The organism is Arcobacter roscoffensis (genome assembly GCF_024267655.1).
Taxonomy (GTDB): domain Bacteria; phylum Campylobacterota; class Campylobacteria; order Campylobacterales; family Arcobacteraceae; genus Arcobacter_B; species Arcobacter_B roscoffensis.
This window is the reverse complement of the sequence record NZ_CP100595.1, coordinates 2,848,010-2,866,236: the sequence shown is the minus strand read 5'-3', so window position 1 is coordinate 2,866,236 and position 18,227 is coordinate 2,848,010. Positions and strand designations below refer to the sequence as shown.

General features: G+C 28.8%; 23 protein-coding genes. 13 read left to right on the top strand and 10 right to left on the bottom strand.

All coding sequences use genetic code 11. From position 1 onward, the window contains the following. Positions 1-114 precede the first annotated feature (114 nt). Both NJU99_RS13595 and pyrC read left to right on the top strand, forming a co-directional pair. Entirely contained in the window at positions 115-453 is a 339-nt protein-coding gene (locus NJU99_RS13595; protein ID WP_254576450.1) for a P-II family nitrogen regulator, read from the top strand. Next, positions 453-1,478 carry a dihydroorotase gene (gene pyrC / locus NJU99_RS13590; RefSeq protein WP_254576449.1) on the top strand — a complete coding sequence of 342 codons (1,026 nt, stop codon included), beginning with the start codon at positions 453-455 and terminating at the stop codon, positions 1,476-1,478. The genes NJU99_RS13595 and pyrC overlap by 1 nt, the downstream gene beginning before the upstream one ends. A 16-nt stretch (positions 1,479-1,494) precedes the next feature. Here pyrC and fliM read toward each other — a convergent pair whose 3' ends face one another. After that, entirely contained in the window at positions 1,495-2,613 is a 1,119-nt protein-coding gene (gene fliM / locus NJU99_RS13585; protein WP_254576448.1) for a flagellar motor switch protein FliM, read from the bottom strand. 1 nt (position 2,614) lies between these two features. Next, a complete protein-coding gene (locus NJU99_RS13580) occupies positions 2,615-3,673 on the bottom strand; it encodes a flagellar basal body P-ring protein FlgI (RefSeq protein ID WP_254576447.1) in 1,059 nt (352 codons plus the stop codon). A 90-nt stretch (positions 3,674-3,763) separates the two neighbouring features. Here NJU99_RS13580 and NJU99_RS13575 point away from each other — a divergent pair, with 90 nt between their 5' ends. The 11 genes from NJU99_RS13575 to NJU99_RS13525 all read left to right on the top strand — a co-directional run bounded on the left by NJU99_RS13575 (position 3,764) and on the right by NJU99_RS13525 (position 11,843). Beyond that, on the top strand, positions 3,764-4,966 hold the full coding sequence (locus tag NJU99_RS13575) for a hypothetical protein (RefSeq protein WP_254576446.1): 1,203 nt from the start codon (positions 3,764-3,766) through the stop codon (positions 4,964-4,966). Between the two features lie 2 nt (positions 4,967-4,968). Then, the gene (locus tag NJU99_RS13570) at positions 4,969-5,229 is read left to right on the top strand and encodes a flagellar biosynthetic protein FliQ (protein ID WP_254576445.1); all 261 of its coding nucleotides are present in this window, start codon (positions 4,969-4,971) and stop codon (positions 5,227-5,229) included. Positions 5,230-5,232: 3 nt separating this feature from the next. Beyond that, positions 5,233-5,637, top strand: a complete 405-nt coding sequence (locus NJU99_RS13565) for a hypothetical protein (protein ID WP_254576444.1) — start codon at positions 5,233-5,235, stop codon at positions 5,635-5,637. A gap of 12 nt (positions 5,638-5,649) precedes the next feature. After that, positions 5,650-6,144: a MotE family protein gene (locus tag NJU99_RS13560; protein ID WP_254576443.1), complete on the top strand. Its 495-nt coding sequence runs from the start codon at positions 5,650-5,652 to the stop codon at positions 6,142-6,144. Then, entirely contained in the window at positions 6,144-6,680 is a 537-nt protein-coding gene (locus NJU99_RS13555; protein WP_254576442.1) for a flagellar basal body-associated FliL family protein, read from the top strand. The genes NJU99_RS13560 and NJU99_RS13555 overlap by 1 nt, the downstream gene beginning before the upstream one ends. Before the next feature lie 10 nt (positions 6,681-6,690). Continuing rightward, entirely contained in the window at positions 6,691-7,116 is a 426-nt protein-coding gene (locus NJU99_RS13550; protein WP_254576441.1) for a hypothetical protein, read from the top strand. Beyond that, complete coding sequence (locus NJU99_RS13545) at positions 7,109-7,813, top strand: flagellar basal body L-ring protein FlgH (RefSeq protein ID WP_254576440.1); 705 nt, start codon at positions 7,109-7,111, stop codon at positions 7,811-7,813. Before NJU99_RS13550 ends, NJU99_RS13545 begins: the two co-directional genes overlap by 8 nt. Before the next feature lie 56 nt (positions 7,814-7,869). Beyond that, positions 7,870-9,780, top strand: coding sequence for a flagellar hook-associated protein FlgK (locus NJU99_RS13540; RefSeq protein ID WP_254576439.1), 1,911 nt, complete (start codon positions 7,870-7,872; stop codon positions 9,778-9,780). Positions 9,781-9,793: 13 nt separating this feature from the next. Continuing rightward, positions 9,794-11,152 carry a flagellar filament capping protein FliD gene (gene fliD, locus NJU99_RS13535; RefSeq protein WP_254576438.1) on the top strand — a complete coding sequence of 453 codons (1,359 nt, stop codon included), beginning with the start codon at positions 9,794-9,796 and terminating at the stop codon, positions 11,150-11,152. A gap of 89 nt (positions 11,153-11,241) precedes the next feature. Beyond that, on the top strand, positions 11,242-11,598 hold the full coding sequence (gene fliS / locus NJU99_RS13530) for a flagellar export chaperone FliS (protein WP_254576437.1): 357 nt from the start codon (positions 11,242-11,244) through the stop codon (positions 11,596-11,598). Further along, the gene (locus NJU99_RS13525) at positions 11,574-11,843 is read left to right on the top strand and encodes a hypothetical protein (RefSeq protein ID WP_254576436.1); all 270 of its coding nucleotides are present in this window, start codon (positions 11,574-11,576) and stop codon (positions 11,841-11,843) included. The genes fliS and NJU99_RS13525 overlap by 25 nt, the downstream gene beginning before the upstream one ends. On the opposite strand, the gene tilS is transcribed toward NJU99_RS13525, so the two are convergent. The 8 genes from tilS to NJU99_RS13485 form a co-directional block, all read right to left on the bottom strand. Next, positions 11,832-12,809, bottom strand: coding sequence for a tRNA lysidine(34) synthetase TilS (tilS, locus tag NJU99_RS13520; RefSeq protein ID WP_254576435.1), 978 nt, complete (start codon positions 12,807-12,809; stop codon positions 11,832-11,834). The genes NJU99_RS13525 and tilS overlap by 12 nt on opposite strands. A gap of 1 nt (position 12,810) precedes the next feature. Continuing rightward, positions 12,811-14,163 (bottom strand): 30S ribosomal protein S12 methylthiotransferase RimO, encoded by a 1,353-nt coding sequence (gene rimO, locus NJU99_RS13515; protein WP_254576434.1) that lies wholly within the window; start codon positions 14,161-14,163, stop codon positions 12,811-12,813. Between the two features lie 108 nt (positions 14,164-14,271). Further along, the gene (panC, locus tag NJU99_RS13510) at positions 14,272-15,090 is read right to left on the bottom strand and encodes a pantoate--beta-alanine ligase (protein ID WP_254576433.1); all 819 of its coding nucleotides are present in this window, start codon (positions 15,088-15,090) and stop codon (positions 14,272-14,274) included. Between the two features lie 23 nt (positions 15,091-15,113). Continuing rightward, positions 15,114-16,073 (bottom strand): ABC transporter permease, encoded by a 960-nt coding sequence (locus NJU99_RS13505; RefSeq protein WP_254576432.1) that lies wholly within the window; start codon positions 16,071-16,073, stop codon positions 15,114-15,116. A gap of 66 nt (positions 16,074-16,139) precedes the next feature. Next, a complete protein-coding gene (locus NJU99_RS13500) occupies positions 16,140-16,574 on the bottom strand; it encodes a GNAT family N-acetyltransferase (RefSeq protein WP_254576431.1) in 435 nt (144 codons plus the stop codon). Next, positions 16,575-17,027 (bottom strand): MarR family transcriptional regulator, encoded by a 453-nt coding sequence (locus NJU99_RS13495; RefSeq protein ID WP_254576430.1) that lies wholly within the window; start codon positions 17,025-17,027, stop codon positions 16,575-16,577. A 178-nt stretch (positions 17,028-17,205) separates the two neighbouring features. Next, positions 17,206-17,871 (bottom strand): DUF799 domain-containing protein, encoded by a 666-nt coding sequence (locus tag NJU99_RS13490; RefSeq protein ID WP_254576429.1) that lies wholly within the window; start codon positions 17,869-17,871, stop codon positions 17,206-17,208. Further along, positions 17,871-18,227, bottom strand: a complete 357-nt coding sequence (locus NJU99_RS13485) for a DUF4810 domain-containing protein (RefSeq protein ID WP_254576428.1) — start codon at positions 18,225-18,227, stop codon at positions 17,871-17,873. The genes NJU99_RS13490 and NJU99_RS13485 overlap by 1 nt, the downstream gene beginning before the upstream one ends.

The following is an 18,227-nucleotide window of genomic DNA, read 5'->3' as shown; positions in this document are numbered from 1 at the left end:
GAAAAGTGAGTAGAGTTTTGTTTGGTTTTATTATTAAATAGTCATAAAAAAGGCTAGATAATTTAAATTTAAAAAAATTTTGTTAAAATATACGAACTTAAAAAAGGATTAATAGTGAAAAAAATTGAAGCTGTAATTAAACCGTTTAAATTAGAAGATGTAAAAGATGCATTAACAGAAGCAGGTATTACTGGTATGACTGTTTCAGATGTAAAAGGTTATGGTAGACAACAAGGTCACTCTGAACTTTACAGAGGTGCTGAATATGTTGTTGACTTTTTACCAAAAATTAAATTAGAACTGATTGTTTCAGAAGAAGATGTTGACTCTACAATTTCTGTTATCACAGAAGCTGCAAAAACTGGGAAAATTGGTGATGGTAAGATCTTTGTTTCTCCAATTGAAAAGATTGTAAGAATCAGAACTGGTGAAGAAGATGAGGAAGCGATTTAATGAGTAGTGTTACTACTTTTGAAATTAATGAGCCTTTAGATATGCACCTTCACTTACGTGATGGTGATATGCTAAAGCTTGTTGGTCCACTAACATCAAATACTTTTAGTGGTGCTTTAATAATGCCTAACTTGGTACCACCAGTTACTACTAAAGAAGCATTATTATCTTATAAACAAAGAATTAAAGAAGCATGTGAAGGTGATACTTTTGAGCCTTATTGCACGCTTTTCTTTCAAAATGATTATTCTTATGAATTTTTGGAAGATGTTAAAGATGATATTATAGGTATTAAACTTTATCCAGCAGGAATTACTACAAACTCTGAAACGGGTGTTTCTTCTATGGATGTTGAAGTTTTAAGACCTACACTTGAATCAATGAGTAAACTAGGGATTCCTTTATGTGTTCATGGTGAAACAAATGGTTTTGTTATGGATAGAGAAAAAGAGTTTATGCCAATTTATGAATCAATTGCTGCTGCTTTCCCTGACTTAACAATTATTATGGAACATATTACTACTGCGGATGCGGTGGAATTAATGGATAAATATGATAATCTTCATGCAACAGTTACATTACATCATTTACTTATTACACTTGATGATGTTGCAGGTGGAATGTTACAACCACATCTTTTCTGTAAACCAATTGCAAAAAGACCTGAAGATAGATCAGCTTTATTAGATGCAGCCTTAAAAGCTCATCCAAAACTTATGTTTGGTTCAGATTCTGCGCCACACCCAAAACATAAAAAAGAGTGCTGTGGTTGTGCAGCAGGTGTATTTACTTCACCAATTGCATTACAAGTACTAACTGAGTTATTTGAGAAGTACCAAGCTTTAGAGAACCTAAACGCTTTTGTATCTTTAAATGCTCAAAAAATATATAACTTCAAACCTTTAACTAAGAAAATAAAATTAGTTAAAAAAGATTTTGTAGTACCTGAAATTTATGAATATAAAAATGAAAATGTAGTACCAATGTACGCAGGGGAAACTTTATCTTGGAGTATAGAGGATTAAAAATTAAAGAGGAAATTTAATATTTCCCTTTTCTTTTCTCTTCTTCTTTTTCTTTTAGAAGTCTTCTGATATTTTCGGAAGTCTCTTGAGCTTTTGTGATTCTTTCTTCTCTCATCACTCTTAATGTATCTAATGTCTCTTGTTTCTCTTTATCAAGATTAGTTTGAATTTGTATAGCTTTTCTATTGTTTGAAACTCCTGATACTGTAAGGAATTTTTCTTTTTTATTAATATAAACTTTTGTAGAAGCTGATGTGGCATTTTTATTAAATACTATAATGTCATTTTCTTTAAGGTTAATTATTTCTTCTGCTGTTAATTCTGTTTCAGCCATAATAGCTTCAATTTTCATTTTAGCACCGGAAATAAGTGTTGTAATATCTCTTTTTCTACTTGATTTTCTATTCTTACCCTCAGAGAATACTTTCTCAACAACCTTACCAAGTAAGGGTTCAATATATGAAATAGGGTAACAAATAGATAGGAAACCTGACTCTTCATCAATAGTTACTTCAAGTACAACAAGTAAAACGATCTCATGATCTGAAATAATTTGGATTGCATTTGCATTTGTATCTTTTGATTCAACTTTAAAGTTAAGAGTTGATACATCATCCCATGTTCGATAAAGATTTTTAATAACCAATTCATAAAAATGATCAAGTATTTCAACTTCAATTTCAGTTAATTCTCTATCTAGATTATCACTTGTATTAACTGCACCTGAACCTAATAACTCAGCAATAATTTTATGTGAAATTCCTGGGTTTGATTCAATTACAATTCTTCCTTCCATAGGTTTAATAGAAAGAGTATTTAGTGATGTAATTTGAGGAATAGATAAAATAAACTCCCCATAAGTCATTTGTTCAATTGAGTAAAGTTTAATATCCACAATTTTTCGAAGCATGGCTGAAAGATCTGTTATAAAGTCTCTTAGCATTTTATCATGCATAGTTGAAAAGGCTTTAAATTGCTCTGGTGATATTCTATTTGGTTTTTTAAAATCGTAAATTGAATAGTTTTTTTCTTTTGATACAACTTTATCGGCGGGAGTTGCATTATCAATGTCCTCACCTTGTTCGGCAATATCTAAAAGTGCATCAATTTCATCTTGACTTAAAAATTCTGCCATACTATCCTCTTATCTCAAATTCAACATCAATAGCACCAAGTTCTTTTATCATCTTTAGTGTATCAATTATCTCTGTCATTGGTAGCTTCATAACTTTCATAGCTCTAACTAAATCAGAAACAGTTGGTTGTGCTCTTGTGTCAATTCTTGCATTGTTTATATCAACTACAGGTTTATCTACGATTTTAACACCATCACCAACATCTACACCTTTATTTAGCTTTTCATCTCTCCATTGATTATCTTTAAGTGGAGATTTTTTGATTCTGATCGTAAATGAATCTCTTGCAATAGTAACAGGATCTATTATAATATCTCCACCAGTAATAACAGATTTTCTATTCATGTCAATTATGATTTTCTTTTTAAAGCTGGAATCTAATTCAATTCCCTCAACTAAAGCTATAAACTTAACAATAGACATCTCAGGTGGTTTTATTACATCAATTGTTCTTGTATCTAAAGCCGTTGCTAATTTTCTTCCAAATTTTTTATTGATTTTTGTTTGAATTAAGTCTGCATTTTTTGCAGAACTTTTAAGTAAACTAAGTCTAATTGAATCTTCATCTTTTAAACTAAAGTCAATCTCATTTTCAACTGTTGCACCATCGTAAATAAAGCCTGTTGTTTCATTATCAGCATCTGCCACAATAGTTCCTTGGGCTAGTGCATAAACTTTTCCATCTACACCTTTTAGCTGAGTTATTAGTAACTCACCTTTATCAACAGATTTTGCATCACCTATTGTAGATACTTTTATTTTTACTTTATCACCTTGTCTTGAAAATGGAGGAAGTTTCCCTGTTACCATTACAGCTGCAATATTTTTTGAGTTTATTGACCCTGCTGGTATTTTTATATATGAGTTTCTAAGAAGGTTTTGTAAACTTTGCATGGTAAACTTAGATTTGTCACCAGTTCCTGCTAGTCCAACTACTAAACCATATCCAATAAGTTGGTTTTCTCTAATTCCAATTATGTTTGATATATCTTTTATAGTTTGGGAATATAACGATGAGATAAATAATACTACTAAAAAAAAATACTTCAAAATAAACACCCTCTAATTAAGTGTATTTATTTTATCAAAAATTTAATAAAAAAAGGTATAATCTATACAATAAAAATGATTGTATTATAGGGTTTTGGTTTGAATGTATATATTTATGGTAATAGCGGATTTAAAAAAGAAATTCATGAGACTTTAGAACATGCCAATATTAAATTTAAACTTGATGCAAATAGCATTATAAAAGACATTAATAACCTAGAAGAATTAAAAACAATTATTAAAAATAATCCTAATGATATATATCTAATTGATGATGAAAAAATTATCAAAAAAGATGGCTTCTCAAAAAAAATAAAATTTCTTACCCCTAAAGATGGTATTGAAGAAGAGTTTCTTCTTGACAATGGAATTGCTGATTTATCAGTAGATTCTTTAAAAGAAATCCCAAAATATATTATAGAAAAATACGAACAGCAAAAAAAAACTGAAACACAAGATATTCAAAACTCAATTGCAGATATTGTAGATGATGCATACAATCAAGAAGAAGAAAATAATAAAACTGAAGAAACTAAAGATAATTTAGATAACTCAACTGATTTAGATTTTTCAGATGATTTTGAATTAGATGCTGAGTTAGCTTCATTACTTGAAAAAGGTGAGGAGTCAGCTGTTGAAATAATCGAAGAAGAAACACCACAAGATGACAAAATTGAAGAAAACTTTGATTTTATTGATGAGTCTGATAATCTAATGTCTGAAAAAGAGTTAGAAAATTTGATGAATTTTGAAGATGATATGGGCTTAAACAATAGTTCTTTTGATTATGATGAAAACAGCAATAACGAAGATAGTGAACTTCAAAACTTTGAAGAAGAGTTAAATAATGATGAAAATGAGATAGATTCCCTTATTAACGATTTAGAAAATGATGATATAATAAGTCAATTAGATAATGAATTGGACTTTAAGCCAATAGAAGAGAATATTGAAGAAGATCACGAAGATTTAGAGGACTTATTAAGTGAAGACTTTTTAGCTAAGGATGAGTCTTTTACTAAAGATATTGACGAAACAATTCAAGGAGAGAAGATGAGTGATGAATTTTCAGAATTAGATTCATTAAATGAAAATGATATTTTAAGTGCTATTGAAAATTTAGATGATGTGGAATCTATAAATACTAAGAGTTTAGAATCACAGCTTCCATCTTCTTCAAATAGTAGTAAAAATGAACAAAGTATTGAAGTAAGTAGTTCTAGTGCACAAGATATTGCAGAACTTATTACTAAACTTTTAAATAATAAAACATTAGAGATCACAATCAAGATAAAAGATTAATAATGGATTTAATGTCTATTGCAGAGAATACTGTAAAAATCATCCTTATTTTGGGAATGCCATCATTAATTGTAAGTATGATAATTGGTTTAATAATTTCAGTATTTCAAGCAGTAACTCAAGTAAGTGATGCTTCTTTATCCTTTGTACCTAAAATGATTTTTGTATCAGCTTTTATATTAGTAACTTTACCATGGGTAGGTGATCATATAGCTACATATACAAAAGATCTTTGGGATTTGATATTGATATTTGGGAACTAGATTATGATTGAAAAACTATATAATTTAAAACAAACTCAAACTGATCAAAAACTAATGGAAAAAGGTCAATTACAAGCAAAAATTGATACTTTAGATGCTGAAATTATGTTTACTCAAAATAAAATAGATACAGCAACACTTCATAAATTTGGTTCAGTATCAGATTTTGCAGTCTTAGCGATGCATAAAAATACAATGAGACAACATATATCAAAACTTGATGAAGAAAAAAAAGAACTTGAAAAGCTTATGGAAGCAGTAGTAGAAGAGGTAATTGAACTTCAAAAAGAGACAGAACAATTTGCCTATATTTTAGAAGAAGAAAAAAGAGAAGCTTTAAAGAAGTTACTTTTAGCAGAACAAGAAGCTTCAGAAGAGTATATTCAAAGTAAATATATAAGTGGTTAAGAAGGAGTGTTTTTGATAAGAATTTTAATGTTTGTGGTTTTATCTTTTTGTTTTACTTATGCCCAGCAGTCAAATGATAGTAGTTCTCTTACAAAGCAAAAATTAGAAATTAAAGAGCTAAAAAAAGAATTAAATCTTTTTTATAACCAAAAAGAAAAAGAGTATCAAGAAAGAAAAAAAGAATTAGAAACAATTTTAGCAAAAATAGAGTCTGAAAAAAAAGAAATTGAGCAACTTTATAGTAAAAATGAACAAACTTTAAGAGATATAAATCAAACAGTTGAGAGTAAAACAACAAAAATTTTTAACAAAATGAAGCCAAAAGTAGCATCGAAAATTTTTGATGAAATGATTGCTGAGGGAAAACTTGAAGATGTTTTTGATATAATCATTAGATTAAAAGAGAAAAATATCACACTATTATTTAAATCATTAAGTGTTCAAAACGCAGCACAATTAACTGAAATGTTAGAGAATTTTAATATAAAAGATGAAAAGGGAGAGTAATGGCAGAAGAAACAGAAGCACAGGGAAATAATTCAGGTGGTGGAAAAGGATTAATGATAGTGCTTATTGCACTTGTTGTTATTCTTATTTTAGCTGTAGCTGGTGGGGCTTATTTCTTATATTCACAAGGAGTACTTTCTCCAAAAGATGGTCAAACTCAAGAAGAAACAGTTAAAAAAGAAGAAGCAGGTGACTCAAAAGAGACATTTAAAGCAGAGCTTAATGATTTAGTATTAAATATTACTAACTCAAAAGGTAGAGAAAAACTAATGAAACTATCTTTTGCTATTAAAAGTGTTGAGCCTTCAATTGCTGCTTTAACAGAAAATTATAGAGCAGAGATTATTGATGTTGTTATTAGACAAATAAGTGCTAGAAGTTCTGAAGAGTTATTAACTGTTGGTGGAAAAGCCTTATTAAAAGAAGAGTTAATTGAAGAAATTAATACTGTATTAAATGAAGCGACTTCTTCAAATGAAGATATTAAAGCTAATCACATTAAGCAAATACTTTTCACTACATTTGTAATTAAATAAGAAGTCAAGAATGATAGTTGCTGTAAAGAGAAATAAAAAACAAAAACTTATAAAGTTTTTATCACTTGTTGTTGTTATTCTTATGTTTGCAGGTTATTACTGGCATATGAGTAATGAGATGCAAAAACAACAAGAAGCTGAACTTCAAGCTAAACAAGCAGCACTTCAAGAGCAAAAAGCAAAAGATGACGAAAAGAAAAAAGTTGAAGGTATAATAGTTAGTGAAGTTCAAAAAGCTGTTGAGTTAATAGGTCAAGAAAATGTACGACATGTTAAGATTATAGAAAATAGATTAATTTTAATTTGTGAATTAAATACTAATCTTGAGCCTTTAATGGTAAGATATGGAACAATGGCTTTAGTTAAAAACACACTAAATGAAATAATTATTGCTATTGATGTTCAATATATATTAAAAAGCAAACTAAATGTATAAATACACCTATCCTTTAATAGCAGCACTTTTTTTTAGTGCTTGTGCCTCAAATGAACCCCAAATAAAATTTGAAGAACCAAAAGTTCAAATACCAAAACCCCAACCAAAACCAAAGAAAAACAAAGGCTCACTATACTCTATGGAAGGGACTTCATTATTTGCAGATAAAAAAGATCTTCAGATTGGAGATATTATTCAGGTAAACATTGATGAGAATTTAACATCAAATACAAACAATAAAAGAGAACTTTCAAATGATAGAAATAGTAGTTTAGGTGGAGGACTTTTAGCAGGTACTGGTACTAATACTTTAGGTGGTACAGCTTCTGGAATTGCAGATAAATTTAATAGAAATCTTGGAGTTGATTTTTCAACACAAAGTAGTAACTCTGATTCAGGGGAAGTGAAAACAAGTTTTGCTGAGAGTTTTTCTACTTCAATCTCGGCAATAATAGAACAAACATATCAAAATGGTAACTACTATATTAAAGGCTCTAAAGAGTTGTTGATTGATGGACAAAAACAAGTTATAATAGTTACAGGTGTGATAAGACCATATGATATTAGTTCTGAAAATTCAATTAGCTCAAACCAAATAGCTAATCTAAAACTTATGTATGATAAAGAAGGTACTGAAGCTGATATTATGGAAACTCCATGGGGAATTAAACTCATGAGAGCCATATGGCCTTTTTAATCTAATTTTAAGAAATGTAATGCAATAATTAGACAATATACTATAAAGGAGTCTCTATGCTTAATACATTAAATGTTTCTCAAACGGGTTTAACAGCTGCAAAGATAGCAGTTGAGAATGTTTCTAATAATATAGCTAATGAGAATACTCCTGGTTATAAAAAAAGAGTTGTTGATATAAAAGAGCTTGAGCAAACTGACACTAGATTTACAGGTCGTGGTGTTGGTGCTGATAACGCATATAGGGTTACAAACCAGTATATGTTTGACAGGCTTATGACTGAAAATACTAGGGAACAAGGATATACTAAACTTTCAAGCATTTTAGGAAGTGTAGAGACAGCTTTTAAAGAGACTGACAGTAGTGGTTTCTCTTCAGATTTAAATAGATATTTCCAAGCAGTTGAAAACTTAAGGTCAAATCCAAATTCAGAAGTATATAAAAATGGACTTATAAACGAAGGTAAACTTTTAGTTGAATCTTTACAGAATTTATATACAGGAATTGAAAGAGCCCAAGAATTAGAAGAACATGAATTAGGTTCGAATGTAGATAAAGTAAATGATATTCTTAGTGAAATAGGTCAAATCAATGAAAAGTTAGGTAAGCAAACAGAAGCTACAAATGACTTACTTGATAGAAGAGACTATTTAGAAGAACAGTTATCTTCTTATGTTGATATTAAAGTAGATAGATCCTATGGTGAGTATGAACTTAAAATTGCAGGTAATGTAGCAGTAAGATACAACACGAATGTAAGAGATGTGAGCGTTCAAGAAGAGCATAAGGCTCAGATTGATAGATTTGCGGATGATGCAGGGACTGGAAGTAGTTTAACATTTATAGATAATACTACAGGTGCAGTAAGCAATACTCCAGAAACTGGTGATAAAATAACATATAAACTTAATAATGACCAAGAAGTAACTATAACAGTTGGTAGTTCACAATATACTGACAAAGATGGAAATACAGTAGATATTGATTTTGATGAAGATGGTACTCCTGATGTTGTAGATGCAAATAATTATGTAAGAGCTTTGGCTTATGCAATTAATGATAATCCAAGTACAAAAGGATTAATTACAGCATATAATGGTAATTATAGAATTGATGAGCATGGAGATAAAATTGATATCGATGGTGAAGATAAATTTCTACTTATAGAATCAGATAGTCCAGGTGTAAATGGGAAGTTTGAAGGAAGAATTACTATTACTGAAAGTAATGATGTAGATGGTGATGGTAATCTTGATGAAGTTAGAAATAGTTTTTATAAAGATGAACTTCAAAGTCATGATGCTGTAAGTAGAACTTATGTTGCAATTTATGACAAAGAAGTTGATTTAAAATCTGGTGTTTTAAAAATCCAAACAGATAACATAAGTTCTGATTCACCAAACAATAAGCTTGAAACTTATAAAGATAAGCTTGATAAGTTTGCAAAAGTTTTAGCCGATGTAACTGATAAATATATAAGAATAGGTATAGATGAGTACAAATTTGGAGAAAAAGCAATTGATGAACTTGATAGTACTGTTGGAGATACTGTTAAACTAGGACTATTTTCTGGAACAAGTGTAGGTACTTTGAAATTTAATGAAACTGCAATTAATGATTTAGATCAAAAAGATTTAGATTATTTAGCTGAATTACAATGGAAAAAAGATTTATCTTTTAATGATGGGGCACAAGACCCAACAGATAATGATAGAACATCTTTTTCAGAGTTTTTCCAAGAAATTAGAGCTATTGTATCTGAAGATAAAGAAAGTACGGATTTTGTTTTAGATACTCAAAAAGATATTAAAGCAGCTTTAACATCTTCATATAATGAACATGTGAAAGTTGATAAAGACGAAGAAATGGTTAATTTAATTAAGTTTCAATCAGCATATACAGCAAACGCTAAAATTGTAACTGTAATTGATGAAATGCTACAGACTTTATTAGGTCTTAAAAGATAATAAGGAGTAAATTATGGCTGAAGGAATTTTAGGATTAGGAACAGGACAATCTACTGCTTTAAATCAAGATTTAATTGATAAATTAAAAGCAGCAGAGAGAAGAGCCCAAGTAGAGCCATTAGAAACAGATTTAGAAGATATTGTAAAAGAAAAAGAAACTTTTGCCACTATTGATGCAAAAGTAAATGAATTATTGGCAGCAATAAAACCTTTTGACTTATTTGTTACAAGTGGATCAAATGCTTTTGAAGAAAAATCAGCAACTACATCAGGAGATTCTGTTGTTTTTAATGCAACCGATTCTAAAAATGTAAACACAGGTATTACAACTGTTGATGTAAAAGGTTTAGCTCAAAAAGATGTGTATCAATCAGATGCTATTAATGGTGCTACAAAAGATGCTTTAGGTGATATTGGAACTTTAAGTATTGAAGTTGATGGCACTACACATACTTTTGATACATCGACTTATGCAACTTATGATGAACTAGCAACTGCAATAAATGATACTACAGGTATTAATGCCTCTTTAGATCAAGTAGGTGATGATTCATATAGATTAGTTTTAAAAAGTGAAAGTTCAGGGCTTGCAAATGCTTTAACAATTTCAGGTGCAGCTAGTCAAGCTCTAGGTTATACAACAGATGGTACAACAACAAATGCTACAAATCATACTTTAACAGCACAAAATATGAGTTTAGAAGTTGATGGGGTTGCTTATTCTTCTGCTGAAAATAAAATTACTGTTGATGGTTTAGATATAACTGCAACAAAAGAAGGAGTTTCATCTATTAATGTAAGTAAAGATACTTCTCTTGTTGAAACACAAATAACAGATTTTATTTCAAAATATAATGAATTAGTTGATTTAGTTGGTACAGAAATAGATAGTGCGGATAGTGCTATTGCGGATAAATCATCATTAAGAACAATGCTTTCTCAAATAAAAGAAAAATTCTTTGGTGAATATGGTGAAAATTCTGATAAATCTTTATTTAATTATGGATTTGAGTTAGATAAAACAGGTAAAATATCTCTAGATTTAGTTGCTTTCAATAAAGTTTTATCGGACAATCCAGAAGAATTGAAAGATATATTTGTAGGTACAGCTGCTAAAGAAGGTTTTGGAACACAGTTAAAAGCTACTTTAGATGAAATGAATTTTACAGGCGGATTATTAGATGCTTATGAAAAAGGTATTGATTCAAGAGAAGAAACTCTTGAAAAAGAAAAAGAAAAATCTATAGAAAAGTTAGATGATAAATATAGTCAGTTAGCAAATCAGTTTGCAGCTTATACTGCACTCATTACACAATTTGAATCTTCTTTCTCAGGTCTAAAAATGATGATTCAACAATCTACAACAAGCTAGGAAAAAGAGAAAATTATTTTTTCTCTTTTTGTTTAAAATTAAGCAAATATATAATATACTTATTACTAGATGAATAACGGAGATACTTTATGGGATTAGATGTATATAATCAACAAAACGCAGTTTCAGATGACCCTTATGTACTGATACTTAAATTATACGAAGGTATAATTAAATATCTTTCATTTGTAAAAAATGCAATGGAAGAGGGTGATATAGAAGCAAAGTTCACTTATATAAATAAAACAATCGCTATTTTTGATGAGTTAAGAAATGTTTTAGACTTTGATGGTGGAGATGTTGCATATTATTTAGATGGATTATATTTATATCAAATAGAGACACTTTTTTCTGCTGGTATTGACGATAATATAAATGCTGTAAATCAAGTAATGAAAGTAGCACAAGGGTTAATTGAAGCATGGAAAGAAGAGACAGGTCAATAAAGGCCTTAGAAGAACTAAAAAGGATTGATTCCTTAGAATCTTATGAAAAAGCCGATGCTCTTGTATTATGGTATGAAGAGCATATAGGTCAAAACAGTGTAGAAGATTTTGACTTAGAACTTGAAGATCTTAAACAAATGGAAGAACTTTTTTTCAAAAGTATAAACTTTCTAAAAAATCAAAAAACACAAGCAAGAGATGATTTAAGTGAAACTAGAAAGATGAAAAAATTTTTAAATAATTAGCTCATCTAAATCTATATTTTTTTCATATAAATAAAATCTTATATTTTTAGGTATTTTTCTTACTCTACATTTTTCTTTAAATTTTTTATCCATTGTTATTTTTGAAGCAGGACAAATAAAAATATATTTATCTGTAATACTTACTGATACTTTATGTGAAACTATAATTTCTTTTTGTTTTAAAATCTCATCTCTTGAAGCCTTTGAAAGTATAAAGCCTCTTCTTTTTAAACTTTTGTCTATAAGTCTAATATTTAAGTTATTATCATTTAAGTTTTCATAAATTTCAAGCTCAGCAATTTTTTGAATATATTTATTATTTGTATTTAAAGAGTTTATATCTTCTTGTAGATATTCAAAGGAGTTTATAACTCCATGTTTAAACTCATTTACAAACTTATCACTAAAGTTGTGTCTAAAATAGTTTCTTTTGTATTTTGTATCACTATTCGTTTCATCTATAAAGTATTTTAATTCATTTGTTTTTAGGTAGTTTTCTAGTTCCTCTTTCGTAGTATTTAAAAGAGGCTTGTAGATTTTATAAAACTCTTTTTCTTCCCATGTATTAAAGCCAATAAGTTCACTTAGTCCTGCACCTTTTGAAAATTGCATCATAAACCATTCTAATTTATCATTTAGTTGATGTGCTGTAATTAAAGTAGTGTAGTTATGCTCTTTGATAAGTTCTTCAAAGAAAGCATATCTTATATCTCTTGCTTTTTTTTCAAAATTTGAGCCTTCTAAAAATACTTCTTTTATGAAAACTTTTTTATTATATTTTTTAGCAAGGTTTTTTGTATAAGTTACTTCTTCTTTTGATTGTTCTCTTAGATTATAATCAACAATAGCAATATCAAAAGGAATATTTTCTTTAAGAAGAAGAAAGAATAATGCGCAAGAGTCTATTCCTGCTGAAAAAGCAAGGAGGTTTTTTGACTCTTTTATTGCACTAAAGTTTAAGTTCATGTTATTTGATAACAGTTGCTAGTAGTTTATCACCTATAAGTTCTGTGACTTTTACAGTATAAATTTTCCCAAACTCTAACTGTTTTTGTTCACCTTTTTCATCTACTAATTCATTATCATTGATGTAAATTTCACCATCAATATCAGGAGCCCAGATAGTTTTTCTAGCACTTAATAAGTATTCGTGTTCATCACTCTCACCATCCACATAAACCTCAAAAGTTTGACCTATTTCTTTTTCAAGTGATTCTTGAGTTGTTTGAGCAATGATTTCACCTAAAATATCAGCTCTTTCATCAATAATTTCTTGTTCTACTTTTGCATCTGATTTTGAAGCTGTTGTTCCTTCTTCATCAGAGTAAGAAAATACATTTGCTCTATCAAATTTATACTCTTCAATATATTTTGCTAAAGCTTCAAAGTCTTCTTGTGTTTCACCTGGATGACCTGCAATAAATGTAGTTCTTACAAAAGAGTTTGGCTTTGATTTCATATGATCCATAAGTTCAATCAGTTTTTCAACACCTTTTCCTCTTTTCATAATTTTTAGCATCGAAGGTGTGATGTGTTGAAGTGGCATATCAAAGTAGTTTACAAATACATTTGAATCTGCAATTTTATCAATAAGTGATAAAGTAGTAGTTGATGGATAAAGATATAAGATTCTAGCAGTTTTTATACCCTCAATTTTTTCAACGCACGAAACAAGTTGTTCTAAACCATCTTTTTCTCCTAAGTCTCTTAAGAATGAAGAAGAGTCTTGTGATACAAATGAAAAGTCTGTAAAGCCTTGAGATATAAGTGATTTTACTTCTTTTTCTAAAGATTCAAGAGTTCTTGAGTGAAGTTTCCCTTTGAAACTAGGGATTGCACAGAAAGAACAAGCTTGATTACATCCTTCACTTAGTTTTACATAAGCGTGGTAGTTTGAACCTGTGATTACTCTATCATTTGTATCATTTGCTAAAAATACATCATTTGTAAAGTTTGATCTTTTTGCATTTACAAGTTCATCAATTCTATCATAGTCACCAACACCTGTAAATACATCGATTTCAGGTAGTTCTTTTTGTAAATCTTCTTTATATCTTTCACTTAAACAACCAGCCATAACTAGAACTGATTCTTCTTTTCTTTCATCATGTAAATTTAAAATTGTATTGATACTCTCTTCTTTTGCCGAGTCAATAAAACCACATGTATTTACAATAATAACATCTGCGTTTGAAGTATCATCTGTAAGTGTATAATCTTTTAGTTTTCCAAGCATTACTTCTGAATCAACAAGGTTTTTTGTACAGCCAAGTGATACTAGATGTAATGATTTATCAGGATTTTGAGTTGTAAATTTCATTTGTTACCTATTACTTTTTTCGCAATTTTATCATAAATTTAGTAAAAGTTTAAATTTAAATAAAATTGTGAAAAAAGAATAGGGTTTTTTTATTTGTTTTTTGCTGCTTTATAGCCAAATATTATCAAGTAGTCTTGTATTCCCAAATCTTGCAACTACAAGAATTACTGTGTTTTTTAGTTCAATTGTTTCTATCTCATCAAACTCTTTATTTACAATAGCTACATATTCCACATCTAAGTCTTTCATAACTTCATGGATTTTCTCTTTTATTTTTTTTACTTCAAATTCACCTTTTGCTATAAGTGAAGCAGCACTATAAAGTGATTTTGAAATAAGCAAGGCGTCTTTTCTTTGAGTTTCATCAAGATATACATTTCTTGAACTCATAGCAAGTCCATCTTTTTCTCTTACAATATCACATGGCACTATATTTATAGGCAAGAAAAGGTTTTTAACCATTTGTTCTATAAGTGATAGTTGTTGTGCATCTTTCTTTCCAAAATAAGCATTTGTTGGTTGAACTAAGCCAAATAGTTTTAAAACAACTTGTAAAACACCATCAAAATGACCTGGTCTGCTTTTACCTTCTAGCATATAGCTTTTATTTGGAGCTTTTATCAAAATCTCTTCACTTCCATACATAGTAGAAATCTCAGGCATAAATACATAATCAACTTTGCACATCTCACAGATTTTTTTATCTGCTTCATCACGTCTTGGATATGCATCTAAATCCTCTCCTGGAAGAAATTGTGTAGGGTTTACAAAGATAGATACTATAACTATCTCATTTTCACATCTTGCTTTTTTGATTAAAGAGATATGTCCATCATGTAAAGCTCCCATTGTTGGAACAAAGCCAACTGTTGAGTTAATATTTTTTCTAACTTCTTGTAGCTCGTCTATAGTTTTTAAAACTTTCAATTATGTTTCCTTAATTAAATTTTTTATTTTCCATCATAGTTTGGGTTTAGTTTTAGCAAGAATAAATCTGCTAGGATATTTCCAAGTAGTGTTAAAAATGCTCCAATGATTAATATTCCCATAATAACAGGATAGTCATGAGCTAAAGCACTTTGGAAAAATAAAAGTCCCATTCCATCAATAGAAAAAATTGTTTCAAGTATTACTGAACCACCAATGATTCCTGGAAGTGATAATCCAAGTAGTGTAATAACTGGTGGATATAGATTTGGTAAGATATAGTATCTTAATATTTGTTTGTTATTTAAACCTCTAGCCTTTGCAAAGAAAATATAATCAGACTTTAAAATCTCAATAGTTAGTGATCTAATATATAAAGTCAAACTTCCAATTCCACTAAAAATTATAATAGAAATAGGAAGTATTAAATGCCATGCAAAGTCTAAATAGTAGGCTAAACTTCCATCATCTGGTACTGAGTGTAATCCTGCTATTGGTAAAACTTCGAAGTTTATAGCAAAAATTAAAACTAAAAGCAAGGCTAAATAAAAAGAAGGCATAGAAAAACTAAGAAGTGATAACTGTCCTGTAAATCTATCAAAAAAACTATTTTTATTTAAAGCTGCTTTTATTCCAAGATATAGTGAGATGAAAAAGATAAATACCATAGAAATCACATTTATTATAAGTGTGATTGGAATTCGACTTAAAATCTCATCTTTTACTTGCGAACCACTAGCAAAGGAAATACCAAAGTCAAGTTGAACCATAGCAATAAGCCAAGAGAAATACTGTACATATAAAGGCTTGTCTAAACCATAAATAGCTTTTAATTGAGCAATTGACTCTTCTGTAATATTAGGGTTTAACTGCCCACTTGCAAAAAAAGAGTTTGGCGCTGCATTTATAGCTATAAATGAAATCAAACTAATTATAAAAAGCATGATGATAAGGTATAACAGCTTTTTCCCCAATACTTGCATCTAATTCTTAACCTTTTTCATTTTATTTTGAGATATTTTAGCATTTTTTATCTGTGATTTAATATCTTAAGATTTTTCCATCCAATAATGAGGAATACCATCTTCAAGATGCTCACTTTTTATGGCTTTGAAACTAAAACTTTCGTAAAATTTCTTTAGATATGATTGAGCTTCAATAATTATGTTTTTTTCAGGCCATTTTTCATTTATTAGGTTTAGAGCCTTTGAAATAAGTTCAATTGCATAACCTTTTTTTCTAGAGTTTCTTTCTACTAAAACTCTACCAAATGATATTTTCTCATCACACTTTTTTAAAACTCGCAAATATGCAACTATATTTGAGCCTTCTTTTATAAACATATGAATAGCTTCTAAGTCTTTATCATCAATATCGTTGTAAAGACAATTTTGTTCAACAACAAAAACCTCTGCTCTAATTTTTAAAATATTATAAATCTCAGTATTTGTTAATTCGTTAAAATTTTTTATTTCAATTTTCATTTAATAATCTCTTTTTTTCCCTTTTTTTATTTCTTGCCACTCATTCTCAATACGTATTCTCATAGAGTGAAGCTTTTTTAATAGCTCTTTTTCTTCTTCTTTATTAAAGTCAACTAAGGATATTTTAGAACTATGGTTTTCTTCTTTTTCTAAAAAAGAGTAAATATCTTTGCCTTTTTGAGTACAAAATAGCTTAAATTCTTTTTTATTGTCTTGTGTTTGCACCTTTTCAAGGTAGCCTTGCTCTATTAGTTTTTTAACAGCCTTAGCTGTAGTTGTTCTATCTACTTTTAGTAGTTGGGAGAGTTTTTCTTGAATAATTCCTGGGTTCTCATAAACTCTTACTAAGTATAAGTATTGATTTTTTCCCAGTTGTATGTCTTTAAACTCAATATCGCTAATAGTGGCTAAACATCTAGAAATCATTCCTATCTCTCTTAATATCTCTTTCATTTTAGTTCCTTTTGATGTATTTTATACTAATAATATTGAAAATTCAATATTATTATAGAATTTTCAATAAAAATGATTTTGAGATAATTAAAAAAGATAAAAGATATTAAGTATTAGTTATTAAGAGAGTTTTATTTTAATTCCTCTCTTAATAATTTTAAGTTGATGTTATTTTAAGCTATTTTAGCTGTAGGTCTTTATTAAAGTTTGGTGAGTAGCTTCCATATAAAATACAATCATTGCAATTTGTTCTAAATAAGATATTATTTGCAATCATTGATGCTTCATATGCTTGATCAGTTGATTCATTTACAATTTGAGTAACTACAGCAGTAACTAACATTCCGATTAATCCTCCACCACTATCACCAGAAGATTTGATAAATTTAGTTTCTTTATTCCAAAGTGTTTTGCCACTATGTAAATCTACTAGTTTAGCTTCTAATTCAATTTCAGTTTTACTTGCTAAAACTGCGTAGTTATTACCGTATTTTTTAACATTTATATAAAGTACAGAGTCTGCTCCAAAAATCTCTTTTAATTTTTCTAAAGAAACATTTCTAATTTCTTTTGCTTCATATACTCCATTGTGTTTAAATGTTTCATTTACTAATACAGGAGGAAAAACATAATAACCAGCTTCACTTAAAGGTAAAATTGAGTTAGCTAGTGTAGCTGAACTACCTTTTATATCTAAAGACTCATTTGTTGGTAATACAACTAAAATAGACTTAGGTTTATTTTTAGTAAAAGAACTATAATCATATAACTCTTGATTTTTAGCACAACCTGATAAGAAAATCATCATAGTAATTGAAAATACAATAGTAAAAATATTTTTCATTATTTTACCCCTTTATTTTTTAAAAAACTAATATACTGTTTTGATTCAGGGAACATTTCCATTTCTTTATCTAAATTCATTATTGATTTAGAATTATTTCCAATTTTAGAGTATAAAAGTCCTAATTGTGCATATAGTCCAGGAGCAATTTTTTTCTTATTTGTATAACTATCTTGTATTATTTTTTCTAAATTAGAGATTTGTGTATTTATATCACCTTCTTCATTTAATGATTCATATACAGAATCAATATAAGCTTTATCCCAATGATAAATAGTTTGATTAGCATTACTACCACAAGCAGTTAGTAAAACTACTAAACTACCTAGTATAAAAGTATTAATAAAATATTTCAC